A 19,737-nucleotide genomic window follows, 5' to 3' on the forward strand; every position below is an offset into this window, starting at 1 on the left:
TGAGCATGAGTTGAGGAAGGAGGAGGTATACTTGTCTGTTCAATCTCACCATGCCTTCGAAGTATTTGAAAACGTTTACGATAAGAGAGATTCAGAGGCCAATAAATGGAAGGAAAATGGCGGAAAAGTAGTTGGCTGCTTAGGAAGTGACGTTCCTGAAGAATTATTAATCGCTTTTGGTTTTCTGCCTGTCCGTATATTTGGCAACCCTAATGCAACATCTGCATTGGCGGATGTTTATCTTGAAAATGGTTTTGATCCATTAATCCGTGCTCAGTTTACCAGGATTATTGATGGCTCTTATCAATATTTAGACCGTCTTATTATTTCCAACTCATCGGATGCTGTTATCCGAGTCTTTTATTATTTAAGAGCCTTAAGCCAAACGGAGAATGAATTACATGTACCCGAGTTATACTTTTTTGACTTTTTACATACTCGTTTTAGAATATCTGCGCTCTACAATCGACATAGAACGGAGGAATTAATAAGTGAGCTGGAGAACTGGTCGGGACGTTCCTTAAATGAAAGTGACCTTAGGAGATCTATCAATGTATGTAATGAAAATAGAAAACTGCTGCAAAAGCTTTCGACTTTTCGTCATGCTGAAAATGTCCGTGTTTCAGGTGCCCAGGCTTTAAAAATAATTGGTTCTTCCATGTTGATGGAAAAGGAAAAGCATAATGAACTGCTTAGCAGCTTATTAGAACGAGTGGACGATATGCCCATGCTCCAGGGTATCAAAATTTTTGTTACAGGAAGTATGCAAGACCACTCCGAGTTTTACGAACTGGTTGAATCTTGTGGAGCAGTGATTGTAGGGGAAGACCATGATTTTGGGTTAAGACACTATATCGGGGAAGTAGATACAAGTGTTGATTTAATTGATGGAATTGTTGATCGTTATCATTTGCGATACTTGCCCTCCAGTCAATCAACAGTAACAGAACGGGTGAAGTCGTTAATTGAAAATGTAAAAGCTGTCGGTTCCGAAGGTGTCATCTTTTTTATTCACCAAGCGGATGATGCTCCTTCCTGGGATTATCCCGAACAGATGAAAGCATTGAGAGAATTAGGAATCCCCTCCCTCTTAATTGACCGGCAATCTTACTTGTTAAAAGAGAAAGAACATGTACGCCGGAAAATCACTGAATTTATTAATTTCATTCAACATAGGGAATCTGTTTTAGAAAAATAAATGAAAAGTAAAGAGGTGCTTAATATGGGGGAAAAAAGCGATACAATGCTGGCAAATAAAAGAATGCAAGCAAAAGGTAAAGCCAGTGTAAAACGATTAGAAACCACTAAAAAAGCCACAGCTTTTCAGCGCAAATGGTTTCAAGGGCTGAGGGAACGGGTTGAAAAAGGAGAACCATTGGCATTTGTAAATGCTGATGTCCCGCAAGAGATATTTCGGGCAATGGATATTCCGTATATCGTGAATCAATGGTGGTCATCACTGTGTTCAGCAAAGCAGATGTCTTCTTACTATCTTGGTCTAATTAATGATAATGGGTATCGTAAAGATCTTTGTCGATATTGTTCCCTATCCTTGGCATCGGCGTTTGACCCGGAACCCGAAAATGGGCCATGGGGAGGACTTCCTAAGCCAACTGTTGCAGTAACACGGCTTACTTGTGATTCTCAGGCAAAAATTTTTGAGCTTTGGTCCAGAAAATTTGGAGTCCCGTTTTACCCATTAGAAAATACAGTCCCCAGAGCCATTCCCGACAATTGGTGGCAAAAAGCTCCAAGGCAATGGGAGGACTTGTTTGAACCTCATCGTTTGGACTTTATGGTTGAAGATTTTAAAGGGCTGATCCGTTTTCTGGAAACACACACAGGAAAAGTGTTTAGTGAAACAAAATTCAAAGAAATCATGAATCTGGTCAATCAGCAAGCTTATTATAATCAATTAACCCGTGATTTAATTGCACAAACAAGCCCTTCCCCGGTGAGCATTTCCGACATCGTTCCAGCCGTAATGGTACCGCAGTGGCAAAGGGGGACTCAGTGGGCAGTAGACATAGCCCGCTCACTTTACGAAGAAGTCAAGGACCTTGTAACCTGCGGAGAAGCTGTTTGCCAAAATGAAAATGTCAGGCTCATGTGGCTCGGCAGGGGGCTTTGGTTCAATTTAGGTTTCTATCAACATTTTGAAAGAAAATATGGCGCAGTTTTTCTTTGGTCCATTTATCTCGGATTGGCTGCCGATGCTTATGCCAGATATGGAGAAGATCCGCTTCGAACCCTTACAAGCAGATTTGTAGGGATGGAAGATATGCTGCATATGCCGCCTTGGAACAGTGACTGGTACATCAAAGAAGCGAAGAAAAATAAGATTGATGGTGTTGTTCATCTCATATCTGACAGTTGTACCCAGTCCGCTGGCGGGACTTATTTTATTAAGAAAGCATTTGAAAAAGCTGGTATCCCACTTTTACAGCTGCACGCTGATCCTGTTGATGCAAGGGGATGGGATGAATCGGCAATGATTTCAAAACTTGATGAATTTATTACAGACAGAATCGGAGTGAAGCCGTTATGAATAAAGGGCCCCTTGATGGCGTTATGGTATTGGACTTTACTCAGTTTGAAGCAGGTACTGTATGTACGCAGACGCTTGCTTGGCTGGGCGCAACGGTTATTAAACTGGAGAAGCCTGAAATTGGTGAGCAGGGAAGACGTTCTTCTGCCGATAAGCCGGGACAGGACTCCTATGGTTTTATCATATTAAATTCAAACAAAAAGTCAGTGACGGTGGATGTAAAGAAACCCGAAGGAAGAGAATTAATTTATCGAATGGTAGAAAAAGCGGATGTTTTTGTTGAAAATTTTTCACCAGGCGTTATTGAACGGCTTGGATTTGATTATGAAAAACTCAAAGATATAAATCCCGGGATTATTTATGCCCAAATCAAAGGATTTGGAAGTGATGGCCCATATGCTGAATTTCCGGCTTTTGATGCGATAGGGCAAGCAGTGGGAGTAGTAATGAGTATTACTGGTGAAAAGGACGGCCCTCCCATGCATGCGGGGACCAACTTGGCAGACAGCGGAACAGGTTATCATTGTGCAATCGGTATTTTGGCCGCTCTATATGAAAAAGAAATCACGGGGAAAGGACAAAAAGTCGAAGTGGCCATGCAAGATGTCATGATTAACTTCAGCCGTTCGGCTTGGGGAAGACAGTTAATGACAGGTAAAGATGCGCCACGGGTCGGAAATGAAATGCCGATGGCTCCGGTTGCTCCATGTAATGTATATCCTTGTAAGCCTGGCGGTCCAAATGACTATGTATTTATATATACTTCCCGCATGCCAACAAGTCCTCAATGGAAAAGATTGCTGCAGGTGATTGGCCGTACAGATCTTGAGGACGATCAGCGGTTTGCGACGCCTGAATCCAGATATGAGCACCGTGAAATCATCGATGAAATCATATCTGAATGGACGAAAAAAAGAACGAAAAATGAAGCAATGGAAATGTTGGGAAGAGCGCAAGTGCCTGCAGGAGCAGTATTATCCACGACTGACGTTACAAATGACCCTTATTTGAATAAACGAGGAACAGTCGTTACGATAAAGCATCCGCAAAGAGGGGAAATGAAAATACCTGGCAATTCTATCAGACTTTCAAATTCTACTGTTTCAATTCAGCCTGCTCCTCTTCTCGGGGAGCATAACGATGAGGTATATAGAGGTTTGTTTGAACTATCGCAAAAAGAGTTGGAGGAGTTGGAACAGAAAGGAGTGATATAAGGGAAACTCATATTCCATATTAGGAAAAATTTAAAAGGGGGATTTTTAATGAAAATGAAATTCAAAACAGTATTCATTTTTGCAACCATGCTGATGATGGTTCTCTCTGCATGCAGCAATAACTCAGGTTCAAACACAGCCTCCAACGGAGATGATTCTGGAGGTAAAACAAATGAGGAGGATAAATATGGCGGTGTGTTAAAGATTGGGGCGCTCACAACATTACAAAACCTGGGCCTGGCTTCAGAATTGCGCGCAGTGGATGACTTTTTTATAAGTGAACCGGCACTGGAAAAGTTAGGACGGTTTGATGAGGACGGGAGTATGCAGCCGTTATTGGCGGAACAATGGGAAGAAGATCCTGAAAATGCAAAGATCACCTTCAAATTGAGAAGCGGCATAAAATTCCATGACGGTACAGACTTAAATGCTGAGGCGGTTAAGTGGAATATTGAAGAATTCATGGAATCCGGCCGTTCTGAATTCAGTGACATCGAATCAGTGGAAATGCCGGACGAATACACAGTTGAAGTTAACTTAAAAGAATGGAACAGCAGTATGCTGGAGGCTATTTGCAACTTCCTCCCTATTTCTTCCCCAACTGCCTATAAAGAGAATGGCAGAGAATGGGCAATGGAAAATCCGGTCGGTACAGGTCCTTTTAAATTTGTCAGCTGGACGAAAAATAAATCGGTTAAATATGAAAAGTTTGATGATTACTGGCAAGAGGGAAAACCGTATTTGGATGGCATAGAATTCCACCTTTATGCCGATTCTACAACAGCGACCGCATCAATGCAGGCAAGAGAAATAGATGGATTTATCCAAGGTCCTTCTCTTTTGGCCAAGGATTTGGAAGAAGTTCCGGATATAACCATTTTGACAAATGAAACAGGATTGGGAAGCCAAATGAAAGGGTTTCTCTTTAATAGTCTAGATAAAGATTCGCCATTCCATAACCCTCTTGTCCGGCAGGCTGCTTCTTTGTCAGTTGATAGACAAGCCATTGTCGACACTTTTATTTACGGGTATGGAATCGTTTCAAACCAGTGGGGAGCACCTGGCTCGAAATCCTATAATGAAGCCCTGGACATTGATTATAATCCGGAAAAAGCAAAGGAATTACTAAAAGAAGCTGGTTATCCGAATGGTTTTGAAACCACATTTACATTAAGGAACGATCCGGGAGAAGTAGAAATAGGAACCGCCATTGCAGGATACTTGTCTGAAATAGGCATAAAAGCCGAATTAAATGTCATTGATTCCGGATTATGGCAAAAAATTACCCATGCTTCAGGTGAACAGTTTAAAGATCTTATTTTTCTGACTGGAAGATCCGATCCCGACTTGGCCATGTATATGCCAAGAAACTTCTCATCAAAAGGGGTTATTTATTCCCATGGCTTGGATATCCCGAAAGAAATTGATGAGATGTATCCTAAATTAAAGGCATCAACTGACGATAAAACGAAAACGGAACTTTCACATGAGCTTCAACAGTTGGTTTATGAAAAATATGCGCTCGCTGTTCCTGTATATGTATCGGCCCAGCCGGTTCCAATATACAATTATGTTCATGATTCCGGAATAAACAAGGCGCATGGAAGTGAATGGACTCCTGAGGATACATGGTTAAAAAAGTAGTGCACAAACCTTAATCATCCGTGTCGTTCCTTATAAAGAAAGCTTTCTGCATAAGGAGCGGCATATCAACCAAAAAAAATTTGATATAAGAACAAATATTTCACAGCAAGATTGTTCGTGTTTTACTTGTCTATCAGCTTTGAGGAGAAGAAAAATGAAAAATAAGAACTTAACTCTGTTATGTGTTGGAGACATTATATTAGGGGACAATTCAGAAGCTTATTTTGAACATGTTCATTCCGTATTGGCTGACGGAGATATCGTGATGGGCCAGCTGGAAGTACCTTATACGGATAGAGATGAGGAAGCCATAAAATTAGAACGCCATCCTGACAATCTATCTCCATTAGTTTCAGTAGGATTTGATGTTTTAACATTAGCGGGCAACCATATATCAGATGCGGGTGATGCCGGAATTGAAGACACGGTTAATTGGCTGCGCGGCAACCATATTTGTACAGTGGGAGCAGGAATGAATTTGGCGGAAGCAAAACAACCTGCGATTGTTGAACGGGAAAAAACTAAAATAGGTATTTTAAAATACAATTGTGTTGGACCTTCAGAAACATGGGCTGCCTCTAATAAACCAGGGTGTGCTTATGTTAAAGTGTTAACTCATTATGAGCTGGAACATGCAAATCCCGGCGGTCCTCCATCCATTTATACTTGGGCCGAACCACAATCACTTCATTCAATGATAAACGATATTAGGGAATTACGGACAAAATGTGATGTTCTTATCGTTTCGCTTCATAAGGGACTGGTTCATCAGCCGGTTAAAATAGCTGAATACGAAAAGCAATTATCATATGCAGCCATAGATGCTGGAGCAGATTTAATTATTTCGGAACATGCGCATCTCCTCAAAGGAATTGAGATTTATAAAGGGAAAACCATTTTTCATGGTTTGTGCAACTTTGTTGCATATGTCCCAAGCTTATTCCCAAAATCGGATGAAGACAGTGACGCATGGTTAAATAAGAGAATGGAGCTGTTTGGATTTAAACCGGACCCTCAATATCCTACTTACCCATTTCATTCTGAAGCAATTTATACCATCATCGCTAAATGTATAGTGAGTGACGGCAGAATAACTCAGTCCAGTTTCATCCCCTGTATTGTTAATAAAGAGGGAAAACCTGTACCTGTTGAAAAAAGCAATGGCGGTCAAAGAGTTTTCGATTATATGAAGGATATTACACATAAAGCAGGACTTAATGCCAGCTTTAAGTGGGGCGCAGATGATGAAATCATCATCTTTGAATCCATTCATAATGATTAATCGAAAGAGCATGAACTTATTTTGAAAGTGAAAAAGTACTTGTTTTCTTAAATGATGAATGTATTAGCAAAATATAAATGCAAAAGTGAAAAAGGAGTCATTCATATGGTGCAGTTTATATTACAAAGGACAATTCAAACTATTTTTGTACTTTTCCTGTTAAGCATGCTCTGCTTTTTTATTTTACACCTCATACCCGGGGATCCGGTTCTTTCCATACTGGGGGAAGAAGCAACACAAGAGGAGATTGAAAAATTAAGAGAAGAATTGGGGCTGAACCGTCCTGTAATTGTTCAGTATTTTTATTGGCTGGGCGGAGTTTTACAAGGAGATTTAGGTACTTCCATTATATATAGAGAAAGTGTTTCGTCCTTAATTGCCTCTCATATACAACCAACTATACATATTGGCATTATTGCCTTTATCACAAGTGTGGTTGTAGGTGTTCCCATGGGGGTCATTGCGGCTGTTAAGCGGGGAGGTTGGGTTGACAGTTTTATCACAACAACAGCCAACCTTGGCATGGCTGCCCCGCACTTTTGGCTTGCAATACTAGGAATTTACTTGTTTAGCTTGAAGCTAGGCTGGCTGCCTGTTCAAGGATATACTTCATTGTTTGATAACTTTTGGTTAAATACAAAACAAGTCATCATGCCCTCATTGGTATTGGGATTTTCTACTATGGCCATCTTGGCGCGCCAGGCAAGATCCAGCATGCTTGAAGTAATCAATCAGGATTATATCAGAACAGCCCGTTCCAAAGGAATGAAAAAAAATAATATCATCAGGAAACATGCCCTTAAAAACGCAATGATACCTGTAATTACATTGAGCGGCCTCATGCTTCCCAATGTTGTCGGCGGTTCAATTGTAATAGAAAAGGTTTTTAATATTAATGGAATGGGCCGGCTCATGCTGGATTCGGTATTTGATCAAGATGTGGTTGTCGTACAGGGATGTCTAATTATCATTGCAGTGGCTGTTTCTTTAGCAAACTTACTCGTTGATATATCTTATGGCTTTTTCGATCCGCGTATACGCTATAAGTGAGGAGAGGTTTAAATGACAACGGAGACAGTAAGAACAGTAAACAATATGGAATTGCCCTCAAAAAATCATGAATTACGCCGGTTTTTTAGAGTGTTTTTAAGCCGAAAAATTGTAATTATTTATGGAATGATCATCTTGGCAATGTTTATCATGGCTTTGTTCGCAGAGTTCATAGCCCCCTACGACCCTTATCAGCAAAATTTATCAAAAGCTCTTCAAAAGCCTTCGATGGAACATTGGCTGGGCACGGATGGTTTAGGCCGCGATGTCTTGAGCCGTATTATTTATGGCGCACGCATATCATTAATTGTCGGATGTGTTTCTGTATTGGGAGCAGCGCTGATAGGGATATTATTAGGCTTAATATCCGGCTATTTTGGCGGGTTTTTAGATCTCGTTATTTCAAGAATAATTGATGCACTGCTTTCATTTCCTTCTCTTGTTTTGGCTCTTGCTATTGGAGTTGCATTGGGCTCGGGAATGTGGACCGTCATCATTGCTTTAATATTCGGTTTACTGCCTTCATTTACCAGGGTCATGAGGGGACAGGTTCTGTCTGTTAAAGAATCCGACTATATTAAGGCAGCAGAAGTAATAGGCTCCAATAATTTCAGAATCTTAATGAAACATGTGCTCCCGAACTGTATATCTCCCATCATTGTACTTATTTCTCTCAACATGGGAATAGCTATTCTGTCAGAGGCTACTTTGAGCTTTTTAGGGGTAGGTATTACAGCACCCGAAGCTGCTTGGGGTGCTATGGTAAGTGAAGGGCAACGATATTTATTAAGAAACCCGATTCTTTCATTCGCACCGGGTTTATGTATCATGTTGGTTGTTTTGGCATTTAATATGGTTGGAGATGCCCTGAGAGATGCTCTTGATCCGAAATTAAGAGGAACGATCTAAAGAAATTTTGAATAACATTTTGGTCACTGAGCAGAGGAGGTTTTTAAATATGAAGCATCTTTTGGAAGTCAAAAATCTTAGAACAGAGTTTCATATAGATGGAAAAAGAATACAATCTGTTGATGGAGTTTCTTATTATATTAATGAAGGAGAAATAGTCAGCTTTGTTGGAGAAAGCGGTTCGGGAAAATCAGTAACACAAATGTCCGGACTCCAGCTCATACCTACACCACCTGGCAGAATCACCGGCGGAGAAGTTCTATACAAAGGGATTAATCTATTGAACCTTCATCCTGAGAGTGAAGAGCTGCGGTCCATCAGGGGCGGTGAAATCGGCTTTATTTTTCAGGAACCAATGACTTCTTTAAATCCGGTATTAACAATTGGAGAACAAATAATAGAGTCTGTCATGCTGCATTTGAAGCTGAGTAAATCAGAAGCAAGAAAACATGCGATTGAAATGATTAAAAAAGTTGGAATTCCGGATGCAGAGGCAAGAATAGATGACTACCCGCACCAATTTAGCGGAGGAATGAGACAAAGGGTAATGATCGCCATGGCCCTTTCAGTAAATCCAAAAATCATTATTGCGGATGAAGTTACTACGGCACTGGATGTAACAACCCAAGCTCAAATACTTGAGCTGATGAAAGACATCGTTAAAAGCACGAATACTTCCCTGTTAATTATCACACATAATTTAGGTATTGTTGCCCGGTATGCAGAAAGAATTTATGTCATGTATGCCGGTACAGTGGTAGAAACAGGTACGAAAGCCGAAATATTTAACAACCCGCGCCATCCTTACACCATTGGTCTCATGAATGCCATTCCGAGGCTCGATGATCCAAAAGAGCGGAAACTCACACCCATTGAGGGAATGCCGCCCAACTTAATAAACAAGCTGAATCAGTGTCCGTTTTTGCCCCGATGCTTATATCGAACCGAGAAATGTACCGACTACCCGATGCCTGTACTCACATATAATGGGGGCGAACATTATATCGCTTGTTATAATAATGTTACAAAATCGGAACGCTTGTTAAGTGAAAATAAGGGGCATTCCCGTTCGAAGTATGTTCAAGACAGGATAAACAGGATGGGCCAATCTTTTCAAAAGAATGATAGAAATGAAGAAAAGCCAATTTTGGAGGTTAAAAATCTAAAGGTTTATTTCCCGGTTACAAAAGGGCTCATCCGCAGCAAAGTGGGAGAAGTTAAAGCTGTAGATGATGTGAGCTTTCAACTGAAGAAGGGTGAAACACTGGGATTGGTAGGGGAAAGCGGGTGCGGCAAGACAACGGTGGCCCGTACGGTTATGCGCTTATACAATCCAACGGCGGGCCAAATCTTGTTTAACGATCAGGATATTTCTACATTATCGAAACGAAATCTGCGGCCAATCAGAAAAAAGATATCGATGATTTTTCAAGATCCATTCAGCTCTTTAAACCCGCGCCAAAGCGCCGGAAGTATTGTAGGGGAACCGCTCATTATTCATCATTTAATTAGCAGCAAAAAAGAATATGAAGAAAAAGTAGAAGAATTATTTCACATGGTTGGACTTAATCCGGAATTAAAGCACAGGGTTCCTCATGAATTTAGCGGCGGACAGAGACAGCGGATAGGAATAGCACGGGCTTTGGCCAGCAATCCTTCATTGATTGTGTGTGATGAAGCAATTTCAGCTCTTGATGTATCTATTCAGGCACAAATCATCAATCTTCTGGAAAATCTAAAAGAGGAGCTGGGTCTGAGCTATCTATTTATTGCTCATGATTTATCGGTTGTACGGCATATTAGTGATCGGGTGGCAGTGATGTATTTAGGACGGATTGTTGAAATGGCTGATTGGAAATCTCTTTATGAAAATCCTCTTCATCCCTATACAAAGGCATTGCTGGAAGCAGTTCCTATTCCGGATCCGGGTATAGAGGAACAAAGGGAAAAAATAGTATTACAGGGGGAACTCCCCAGTCCTTTGAATAGACCAAGCGGCTGCAGCTTTTATAATCGCTGCCCTCTTGCATCGGAAAAGTGTAAAGAAAGCGATCCGCATCTGAGAGAAGTAGAAAATGGCCATAGTGTTGCCTGTTTAAAAGTATAAAGCACTTCAAACGTTTTTTTCTATTAATTTCCTGGGAGGGATCGTATATCGCCCGAGAAAAAAAACTGGCGCAAGAAAAGTTGTGGAACAAAAATTTGAGCTTTATCATATTGGCCAATTTTTGTTCCTCCCTTAGCTTTCAAATACTCACCCCCACTCTGCCATTGTACATTCAAAAACAAGGGCATTCACAAACGATGATTGGATTTATTGTGGGGATATTAACTTTTACTACAATCATCTTTCGTCCTTTTATGGGCAAGGCAGTCGACACGTGGAGCAGGAAACACTTTTTTATAATAGGTATGGCAATATTGTCCGTTTCTATTTTTTCTTATCAATTTTCGGAGTCAATTTTGTCACTGACCATATTGCGCCTTTTCCACGGGGTGGGATGGGGGATGGTTACAGCTGCTGCAGGTACGATCGCCGCTGATTTTATCCCTAGTCAACGTATAGGAGAAGGAATGGCTTACTACGGGTTAAGTACAGTATTCTCCATGGCTGTAGCTCCCATATTGGGGTTGAATTTAGTTGAATTTTTAGGCTTTCAATCATTATTCATCACTACAACCTTATTTACCATTTTAGGTATTATTTTTGGTTCTTTGCTTAATTACAAAGGAGTCAATCTTGATAAAGAAATATTTAATGTGTCAAGGTCCTTGTTTGAAAGAAGTGCATTTAAGCCCTCGGTCATCAATTTTTTTATATCGTTAACATTCAGCTCAATCACAACTTTTATAGCATTATACACTGCTGACTTGAACATTCGTAATATTGGTTCGTTTTTTACTGTCCTTGCATTAACGCTTATTATAATAAGGCCAATTACCGGTAAATTTGTTGATAGAAAAGGTTTTCATTTTGTGATGCTGCCGGGTTTAATTGCCCTTTTTTCTTCCATAGTCATCATAACTGCTGCAAAAGGGCTACTATCTTTCCTGGCCGCTGCCATTATTTATGGGATCGGATTTGGGATATTACAGCCGAGCTTGCAAGCGCTGGTAGTGTATCGTATTCCACCTCGCAGAAGAGGGGCTGCCAATAGTACTTTTTTATTGAGCTCCGATCTGGCTTTTGGGGTTGGAGCGATATTATGGGGTTTCATTGCGGATTTTGCAGGTTACAGGACCATGTATATGTATGTTTTAATCCCTGTGGTTTGTGGCCTGATAATCCTTTTATTTATGAAAGAAAATGAGACTGGCTGTACATATAGTAAAAGTTGAATCAGTTTAAGCAATGATTCCTTTTCTTATTAATACAACAACCGCATGCAGTCTGTTTTTGGCTTTTGTCTTTCTAACCGCTGATTTGATATAATCTTGTACTGTATGCTCACTAATGGTTAGTGTATACGCTATCTCCTTTACACTATATCCATACGCCAGCTGCTGCATGACTTCAACTTCGCGTTTGCTAAGCGAATACTGAGGATGAAACACAAAATTCTTTTCAAATAATTTCCCGAATCTTTTTCCATAAAAGGTTAGTAAAGATAAAAGCTCTTCATTAACAGAAAAGTTGTTAGGGAAATGCGTGCTGATAATGTATCCCGCCACGTTTGCACTTAAGCAAACAGGAATAATCATCATAGATGGTACAAGGGCTTTGAATGGGAACTTTGAGCTGTGTGTAAGATAAGATTCATTTGAAATAAATGCAGCTCGCCGGTTTTGGATTGATGAAAGTATTGAAGGTAAAGACCTTAGATCATCATTGACAGAACTAATTGATTCGATTTGCCCTTGTTCATCTAAATAGATGATCCCCTGGCTTAGAAAACCGATGGGAGAATATCTGAAAAAATAAGCATCTTGAAGAGGAAAAAGCTCAGTTAACCCACGAATAGCCATGATAAACTTGTCTTCGTGACTTTCAATACACTCTATTTTACTCATATGTTTTTCTATATCCAAGATATTGGTCATTATATGCCTCCTTAAAAATTCATATGTATTCCTGTGAGTCTTTACAAGTTGGAAAAAAGTATGGGACTCTAATGTTGGTAACCGAACCCTGAATAAAGGATAAAATGTACACCTAATAATTCAATTTCTACATCTTTTCCCAAAATCCTTTCCTATCATTTGAACAAAAATTCTCGATTTAATTCCTACACTTTATAGGTATAATTTCCTGTATACATACTGTAATATTTTATCCCAATATACAAAAGTAAACTTAATAAAGTGAGGACTCGACATGAGAAGTTTTGTAAAACTTGATTCCAGATGTAACTTGAGAGCGGAAAGTTGGATATATTTTTCCTTCTCTAAAATGAATGGACCTTGAATTTCCAATTATTTAAATAAGTAAAGACTCTCCTAATACAGCGATAATATCCTGTTTTAGGGGAGTCTTTTATTATTTTTCCATGGGGTTCCTATACGCCATCACCCTGCAATTAAGATGATGACAAAACAAATGACCATAAAAATCAATCCGATTGGAAAAGCGAAGCGTGCATATTCCAAGCTGGTAATTTTCAGTTTACCAGCTGCGATGATATTCGGAATATTACCCGGGATCAGCATTCCACCGCTGATTAGCAAACCGAGCAGCAAATCGCGAATCGTTTCCTCTTCCATGAGCGGACTAACTTCCGCGGCGGCCAGTGTTGCGTTATCTAAAACGGCAGAGAGCATATTGATCCAATATAATATAAGTGGATTCAGGTCAAGCAAGAATCTCTCGATGAAAGGCTGGAACCCGGCACCAAGGAATGTCAATGCCATTACGAACAGGTAGATTTTAAAACTTCGGAAAATGATTTCTCCATACGATTCCGTTTCCGTGACCGTTAAAGGTTGAGCATTTTCTCCATTGCCATTGTCAGCTGTTACGGCGGCAAAATCATCATGGGGTGCATCGTTTTTTTTCGGTTTGACTGCCAAAGCAGACAGGATGCCGAATATGATCACTCCCGGAATCACATATATGCCTAACAGGCGCAATAGGTAGAAAAAGTCTTCGTTCAGCTTGCTGACAACAATCGTCGACAGCGGTTCGCCAATCGGGGTCAAAGCCGCCCCAAGTCCAATTGCATAGCTTGCCAATACCACCAGGCGGATTTCCGATTTGCGGTCCATCTGCAGTACACTGATCACAGCCACAAGAATGATGGCAGCGATGATAGCGGTAATCATACTGGAAACCAGACCAAGAATGATGACAAATAATGCAATGAACAACTGATATGGCATGGCTTTGCTGATACCGAGGATTACTTTTTCCAACGGAGCTTGAAGCCAGCGGAATAATAAACCTGCAATCAAGACAGCCAGTGTAATGTTTATCGGATGGACAAGCGCTTCTTTTAATAAATCCGCACTCCATACTTGGCTGACAAATACTGCCAGAAGTCCCATGATGAACAGAAATATTTCCAGGTTCTTTTCCACCGGTTTTGTGAAAGGTAAGAATAAAACAAGCAGTAAAATGATCGTTAAACCTATAATCATATAGACATCTCCTCCTCATTTTCGTTAAGTTCATTACCAATTTTCCATCAGTTTAAAATGCAAACGCTCCATCTCCACAAATGTCCTGTGCAAACGAAAAAGGAGCCTGTTACCTCAGGACACACTTGTCCCTTGGTGACAGACTCCTCCAATAGCACATTTATTATTCGACTTTCATCATCAGCATTACTATAGCATGCTCCATTCGTTATTTGCAATGTTTTTTTGATTTCAGTCTCAAATTTTTTGATGTCCTCCTCTGCTTTCTTACAATTGAAGCAAAAGCTCCAATTCAATTCCTACACTTTGTATGTATAATTTCGTGTTTCCATGATGTAATATATTAATCAAACGAATTGAAAAGGCTTACAATGACAAGGGGGTGTCTTATACATAACCGATGAGGTCAATAGTATATAAAATATTTTAAAAATTGGAAACAAGGGGGGATCTCAATGTCAAGAGCAATGAAGAAATTTTTGGCAGCAACATTTTCTTTGGCATTATTATTTGGACTGGCAGCCTGCGGGCCGCAAACATCCAGCAGTGATGAGAAGAAAAACGGCGGCGGTTCGTCAGATTCTGAAGAATTAAAGATCGGGTTGGTATTGGCCGAAACGGGACCTGCATCTACATTGGGACTGTCTGAGGTTCAAACAATGAAGCTTTTGCAGGAGCAGTTGGATAAAGAAGGACCAATCGATGGTAAAACAGTCAAGTTGGTTTTACAAGACTATGAAACAGATGACACAAAAGCAGTAACTGCCATGGACCGGTTAATTTCTGAAGGAGTCGTAGCGGTTGTCGGTGCGACGCAAGTTAGTACAACAGCTGCTATTTTACCTAAGACCGTTGAAGCTGGCTTGCCTTTTGTTACCGTCGCTCCAGCCGATACAAAAAATGAAAACGTTTTTGTGACAACGCCAAGCTCTAAAACAGTTGCTGAAGTGATGATTGACTGGCTCAACAAGAAAAATATTAAAAAAGTGGGATGGATTAATGCGAGTGATGCGTTTGGAGTGGAAGGCCTTCCGCACTTTGAGGAACTGATCAAAGACACCGATATTGAAATTGTTGCCCATGAAGAATTTGATGCTTCTGCTACGGATATGACTGTTCAATTGACAAAAATCAAAAAGGCCAGCCCTGAAGTGGTCATTGTCTGGTCCAGAACGCCTGGTGCAGGTGTAGTGGCAAGAAACTTTAAAGCGCTTGATTTTGATATTCCGATGATTCAAAGCACCGCTGCGGCCAACCAGGGATTTTTGGACCAGGTAAAAGATGATAACGATAATATTTTTGTTGTTGGAAGCAAGATTAGTGTTGTAGATCAGCTTTCTGATTCCGATCAAAAGCAAAGACTCAAAGCGTATCGCGATGCTTTCCAAGAAAAGTTTAATGCAATTCCGGATCTATTCGCTGCCCATACACATGACGCGATTTCCATGATTGTTGAAGCCATTAAAGCCGGAAGCACAGAGCCGGCAGATATTACGAAATTCTTGACAAATGAAATGGGCGAATATCCTGGGATGACGGGAACATTTAATTACGGGGAAGACCGTTCCACGGCCCAGCCTGACGGTTTGGCGATTTTGGGAATCGAAAACAATGAATGGAAGCTAAGCGAATAATTTGATTTAAAATCTATGGCAGACTCATTCTGCCATAGATTTTCAATAGAAAGGAGAAACAACATGGAATTTGCCCAATTTACCCAATATCTTTTTACCGGGCTGACGATAGGCAGTATATATGCTCTGTTGGCGATAGGGTTTGTTACGATCTATAATACGACAGGAATTTTGAACTTTGCCCAGGGCGAGTTTGTCATGATTGGTGCATTAACAACGATTTCCCTTATCAATATGGGGCTCCCCATGGCTGTTGCGATGATTGGCGCCATTCTGATTACAGCTCTTTTGGGATTTGTCATTGAAAAATCAATTATCAATCCTGCCAGGAACACGTCTATTGTTACCTTGATTGTCATTACAATTGGGCTTTCTATATTTTTAAAAGGAATGGGCCTCATCATTTGGGGAACATACCCGAAAACATTATCACCGGTTATCAGCAAGGGATCGATTTCATTTATGGGCGCTGTTATTAACTCTCAAAGCCTGTTTATTTTTGGCGTGTTAATTATAATGTTGATTTCACTTTACGTCTTTTTTGATAAGACGTTTATTGGTTCCGCTTTAAAAGCGAGCGAAAAAAATCCCCGTGCGGCCAGTCTAATGGGAATAAATATTAAGACAATGTCGGCTTTGTCATTCACTTTAGCGGCGGCTTTGGGTGCCATTGCGGGAATCATCATTACACCATTAACCGACGCTACATATGATATGGGCTTTTTTATCGGTTTAAAAGGATTTGTTGCAATGGTCATCGGGGGAATGAACAGCGTATCCGGCGTCGTCATGGGCGGCTTGCTATTGGGTGTGGTGGAATCATTCTCAGCGGGGTTATTTTCAAGCACCTATAGTGATGCCATCACATTTGGCGTTCTTTTATTGGTTTTATTCTTCCGGCCGATTGGATTATTTGCCAGGGCCAGCGGCGAGCGGGTATAGGGGGAGCATAAAATGAAAAGATTGGATACAACGTTGTACGGGAACCGATGGAAGTCGTTTGCGTTTTTTATTGCCCTTATTTTGGCGCTGCCATTTTTTGTTCATGAACCTCATCTATTTACCATTTTAACCTTAATCGGTTTATACTCTGTCATTACAGTCGGCTTAAGTCTGTTGCTTGGATATGCCGGACAAATCTCATTGGGACACGCTGCTTTTTTTGGGATTGGCGCCTATGTTTCCGGAATTTTAACGACCAAAACGGCTATTTCTCCTTGGCTTGTTATTATATTGGGAATGGTGGCCACATTTTTGTTGGCTTATATAATTGGAATCCCCATTTTAAAGTTGAAGGGTCACTTTTTGGCACTGGCTACAGTAGGTTTAAACATTATCGTTTACGTACTGATCGTCGGATTGTCGGATATCACCGGAGGGCCGTTGGGGCTTCAAGGCATCCCCAAGCTTTCATTGTTGGGAATTGACCTGGGCGATCCTTTGTATTTTTACTATTTCATTTGGACCATTGTTGTGCTTGTTACCTTTGTATCTACCAATATCGTCAGGTCCCATGTCGGAAGGTTATTAAAAAGTATAGGTGACAGCGAAATCGCGACTCAGACGTTGGGTGTAAATGTTGCAAAATATAAAGTGTCCATTTTTGCACTCAGTGCTGCTTATGCATCATTAGCCGGCAGTTTATATGCCCACTTTATTAGTTTTATCGCCCCTCCGACTTTTAATGTCCATTTTTCCATTATCCTGTTAATCATGGTGATGATTGGGGGAGTACACTCTATATGGGGAGCCATTTTGGGTACTGCCTTGATTATGTTTTTACAAGAACTGATTAAGTTTGTCGGGGATACGTATTTTCAGATCAGTGGACCGATTGAGAATGTTGTATACGGATTAATCGTCATTATTGTTATGATTTTTATGCCGCGCGGTTTAATTTCGATCTTATCTTTGGGCTGGAATCGGCTTAAACCGAATAAAGTAAAAATTTCTGCCAAAGAGGAAAGGAATTTAACATGAAAAAACTACTTGAAGTGAAGCAGCTGACGAAGAGATTTGGAGGAGTCACGGCAGTAGACAATGTTGACTTTCATGTGAACGATGGTGAAATTGTAGCTGTCATCGGTCCGAATGGTGCAGGAAAAACAACACTGTTTAATATGATTTCTTGTTTTATACAGCCTACTGAAGGCGAAGTTTTTTACAAAGGGCAGAAATTAACCGGCAAAAAAATAAATGAGCTGGCATCCCTCGGTATTTCCAGAACATTTCAGAACCTGCAAATTTTTAAAAGTCTCACTGTTTTGGAGAATGTCATGATGGGTACCCATGTGAAGTTAAAAACAAATGTCATTAGCGCTGGCTTTCGTCTTCCTGTTGTAAGACACGATGAAGAGTTATCATACAAGCTTGCAATGGATACTCTAAAAATGGTCGGTTTGGACCATTTGGCCTATGAAACGGCAAGCCAGCTTTCCTATGGGCTGCAAAAGCAATTGGAGTTTGCACGTGCCATTATTTATAATCCCGATTTAATCATGCTGGATGAGCCCATGGCCGGCTTAAATGACAATGAAACAAATAAAATGGCCGGTTTTATCAAAGATTTAAAAAGCAAGGGGCACTCATTTTTATTCGTTGAGCATAAAATGGCTACCGTCATGGAACTTGCGGATCGGATCGTTGTTATAGATTTTGGAAAGAAAATTGCCGAAGGCACTCCGGATGAGATACAGAGCAACGAGAAAGTAATCAGTGCTTATTTAGGACAGGAGGCGATATAATGTTCCAGGTTGAGAATCTATCAACGAGCATCGGCAAAATACAAATCCTCCATTCCATTGATTTCCACGTGAACGAAGGAGAAATTATTTCTATTATCGGAGCAAACGGGGCGGGAAAGAGTACGCTGTTAAATACATTAGCCGGGCTTTACAGGTCATTTGAGGGCAAGGTTACTCTTCGTGATGAGGTTATTACCGGCTTGCCAGCTTATAAAGTGGTAGGAAAGGGACTCAGTTTGGTGCCTGAAGGACGCCAGGTTTTCCCCAACCTGACAGTAAAAGAGAATCTTCTTCTCGGAATCTACACAAAGTACTATAAGGACAAGAATCTTGTAAACAAAAATTTGGAAAAAATGCTGGAACTGTTCCCCGGACTAAAAAAGCATTACAATAATTTGGGTGGAAACCTAAGCGGCGGGGAACAGCAAATGCTAGCCATCGCCCGCGGATTAATGTCCAACCCGAAAATCATTTTGCTGGACGAACCTTCCATGGGGCTGGCACCGATCATCGTTGCGGAAATTCTTGATATTTTGGAGATCATCAAGAAGGAAATGGGTACCATGGTCATCTTGGTAGAACAAAACGTAAGGGCTGCTTTAAAAGTAGCCGACCGTGCCTACGTCATGGACCAGGGAAGGTTCATCATGGACGGTCCGAGAGATGAAATCAGTGCCAATCCGCTGGTGAAGTCTGCATATTTGGGGATAAAGGCGACTGGATGATCAAGTTTTATTTTGAAGGGCTGATCTATTAAAAATAATGGGGCAGCCTTTTTTAAATTGATCGCAAATTGAAAAGTTGTATTTAGATTTTCAATCAGTCTTTCTTGGATGACCAAAAAAACCCTTAAATATTTCAGTCTGTGAGCTGAATCAGCGGTTTCAAACGATTGTTCAAACAACCATTCAGTTTTTAATGGTAGAACAAAATATTTCCCTGGCTTGTGCTGCAGCAGATGAAATATTAATTATGAACAGGGGTCAAATTATATGGAATGGTACACCGGATGAACTGATGGACGATGAAGAAATACAGCGTCAATATTTAGGTATTTAGGAGAATCAATTTCATAATTGCTCTTTATAAAAATTTAATCTTATCCCAGATGAAAAAAAGTACTGCTATGTTTATTTTT

At 40.5% G+C, this 19,737-nt stretch carries 16 protein-coding genes; 14 read left to right on the top strand and 2 right to left on the bottom strand.

Annotated elements, in window-relative coordinates; translation table 11 throughout:
* Window positions 1-31 precede the first annotated feature (31 nt).
* The 9 genes from AB1L08_RS03985 (at window position 32) to AB1L08_RS04025 (ending at window position 11,986) form a co-directional block, all read left to right on the top strand.
* Window positions 32-1,198 carry a 2-hydroxyacyl-CoA dehydratase subunit D gene (locus tag AB1L08_RS03985; protein WP_413063384.1) on the top strand — a complete coding sequence of 389 codons (1,167 nt, stop codon included), beginning with the start codon at window positions 32-34 and terminating at the stop codon, window positions 1,196-1,198.
* Between the two features lie 24 nt (window positions 1,199-1,222).
* Window positions 1,223-2,548: a 2-hydroxyacyl-CoA dehydratase subunit D gene (locus AB1L08_RS03990; RefSeq protein ID WP_413063385.1), complete on the top strand. Its 1,326-nt coding sequence runs from the start codon at window positions 1,223-1,225 to the stop codon at window positions 2,546-2,548.
* Window positions 2,545-3,762: a CaiB/BaiF CoA transferase family protein gene (locus AB1L08_RS03995; protein WP_413063386.1), complete on the top strand. Its 1,218-nt coding sequence runs from the start codon at window positions 2,545-2,547 to the stop codon at window positions 3,760-3,762. The genes AB1L08_RS03990 and AB1L08_RS03995 overlap by 4 nt, the downstream gene beginning before the upstream one ends.
* 48 nt (window positions 3,763-3,810) lie before the next feature.
* Window positions 3,811-5,406: an ABC transporter substrate-binding protein gene (locus tag AB1L08_RS04000; protein WP_413063387.1), complete on the top strand. Its 1,596-nt coding sequence runs from the start codon at window positions 3,811-3,813 to the stop codon at window positions 5,404-5,406.
* Window positions 5,407-5,560: 154 nt separating this feature from the next.
* The gene (locus tag AB1L08_RS04005) at window positions 5,561-6,688 is read left to right on the top strand and encodes a CapA family protein (protein ID WP_413063388.1); all 1,128 of its coding nucleotides are present in this window, start codon (window positions 5,561-5,563) and stop codon (window positions 6,686-6,688) included.
* A 105-nt stretch (window positions 6,689-6,793) separates the two neighbouring features.
* The gene (locus tag AB1L08_RS04010) at window positions 6,794-7,738 is read left to right on the top strand and encodes an ABC transporter permease (RefSeq protein WP_413063389.1); all 945 of its coding nucleotides are present in this window, start codon (window positions 6,794-6,796) and stop codon (window positions 7,736-7,738) included.
* A gap of 12 nt (window positions 7,739-7,750) precedes the next feature.
* Window positions 7,751-8,647: an ABC transporter permease gene (locus tag AB1L08_RS04015; RefSeq protein WP_413063390.1), complete on the top strand. Its 897-nt coding sequence runs from the start codon at window positions 7,751-7,753 to the stop codon at window positions 8,645-8,647.
* A gap of 19 nt (window positions 8,648-8,666) precedes the next feature.
* Window positions 8,667-10,754, top strand: coding sequence for an ABC transporter ATP-binding protein (locus AB1L08_RS04020; RefSeq protein ID WP_413063403.1), 2,088 nt, complete (start codon window positions 8,667-8,669; stop codon window positions 10,752-10,754).
* Window positions 10,755-10,834: 80 nt separating this feature from the next.
* Window positions 10,835-11,986: an MFS transporter gene (locus AB1L08_RS04025; RefSeq protein ID WP_413063391.1), complete on the top strand. Its 1,152-nt coding sequence runs from the start codon at window positions 10,835-10,837 to the stop codon at window positions 11,984-11,986.
* A 6-nt stretch (window positions 11,987-11,992) separates the two neighbouring features.
* On the opposite strand, the gene AB1L08_RS04030 is transcribed toward AB1L08_RS04025, so the two are convergent.
* Window positions 11,993-12,688 carry a response regulator transcription factor gene (locus tag AB1L08_RS04030; protein WP_413063392.1) on the bottom strand — a complete coding sequence of 232 codons (696 nt, stop codon included), beginning with the start codon at window positions 12,686-12,688 and terminating at the stop codon, window positions 11,993-11,995.
* Between the two features lie 465 nt (window positions 12,689-13,153).
* Window positions 13,154-14,221, bottom strand: a complete 1,068-nt coding sequence (locus tag AB1L08_RS04035; RefSeq protein ID WP_413063393.1) for a DUF1646 family protein — start codon at window positions 14,219-14,221, stop codon at window positions 13,154-13,156.
* A 455-nt stretch (window positions 14,222-14,676) separates the two neighbouring features.
* Between AB1L08_RS04035 and AB1L08_RS04040 the strand changes: the two genes are divergently transcribed.
* From AB1L08_RS04040 to AB1L08_RS04060, 5 genes are all read left to right on the top strand, one after another.
* Window positions 14,677-15,855 (top strand): ABC transporter substrate-binding protein, encoded by a 1,179-nt coding sequence (locus AB1L08_RS04040; RefSeq protein WP_413063394.1) that lies wholly within the window; start codon window positions 14,677-14,679, stop codon window positions 15,853-15,855.
* 63 nt (window positions 15,856-15,918) lie between these two features.
* A complete protein-coding gene (locus AB1L08_RS04045) occupies window positions 15,919-16,797 on the top strand; it encodes a branched-chain amino acid ABC transporter permease (protein ID WP_413063395.1) in 879 nt (292 codons plus the stop codon).
* 12 nt (window positions 16,798-16,809) lie between these two features.
* Complete coding sequence (locus AB1L08_RS04050; protein ID WP_413063396.1) at window positions 16,810-17,835, top strand: branched-chain amino acid ABC transporter permease; 1,026 nt, start codon at window positions 16,810-16,812, stop codon at window positions 17,833-17,835.
* Window positions 17,832-18,599 carry an ABC transporter ATP-binding protein gene (locus tag AB1L08_RS04055; RefSeq protein WP_413063397.1) on the top strand — a complete coding sequence of 256 codons (768 nt, stop codon included), beginning with the start codon at window positions 17,832-17,834 and terminating at the stop codon, window positions 18,597-18,599. Before AB1L08_RS04050 ends, AB1L08_RS04055 begins: the two co-directional genes overlap by 4 nt.
* Complete coding sequence (locus tag AB1L08_RS04060) at window positions 18,599-19,324, top strand: ABC transporter ATP-binding protein (protein WP_413063398.1); 726 nt, start codon at window positions 18,599-18,601, stop codon at window positions 19,322-19,324. The genes AB1L08_RS04055 and AB1L08_RS04060 overlap by 1 nt, the downstream gene beginning before the upstream one ends.
* Window positions 19,325-19,737 lie beyond the last annotated feature (413 nt).

The organism is Siminovitchia jepli (assembly GCF_047228825.1).
GTDB lineage: Bacteria > Bacillota > Bacilli > Bacillales > Bacillaceae_C > Siminovitchia.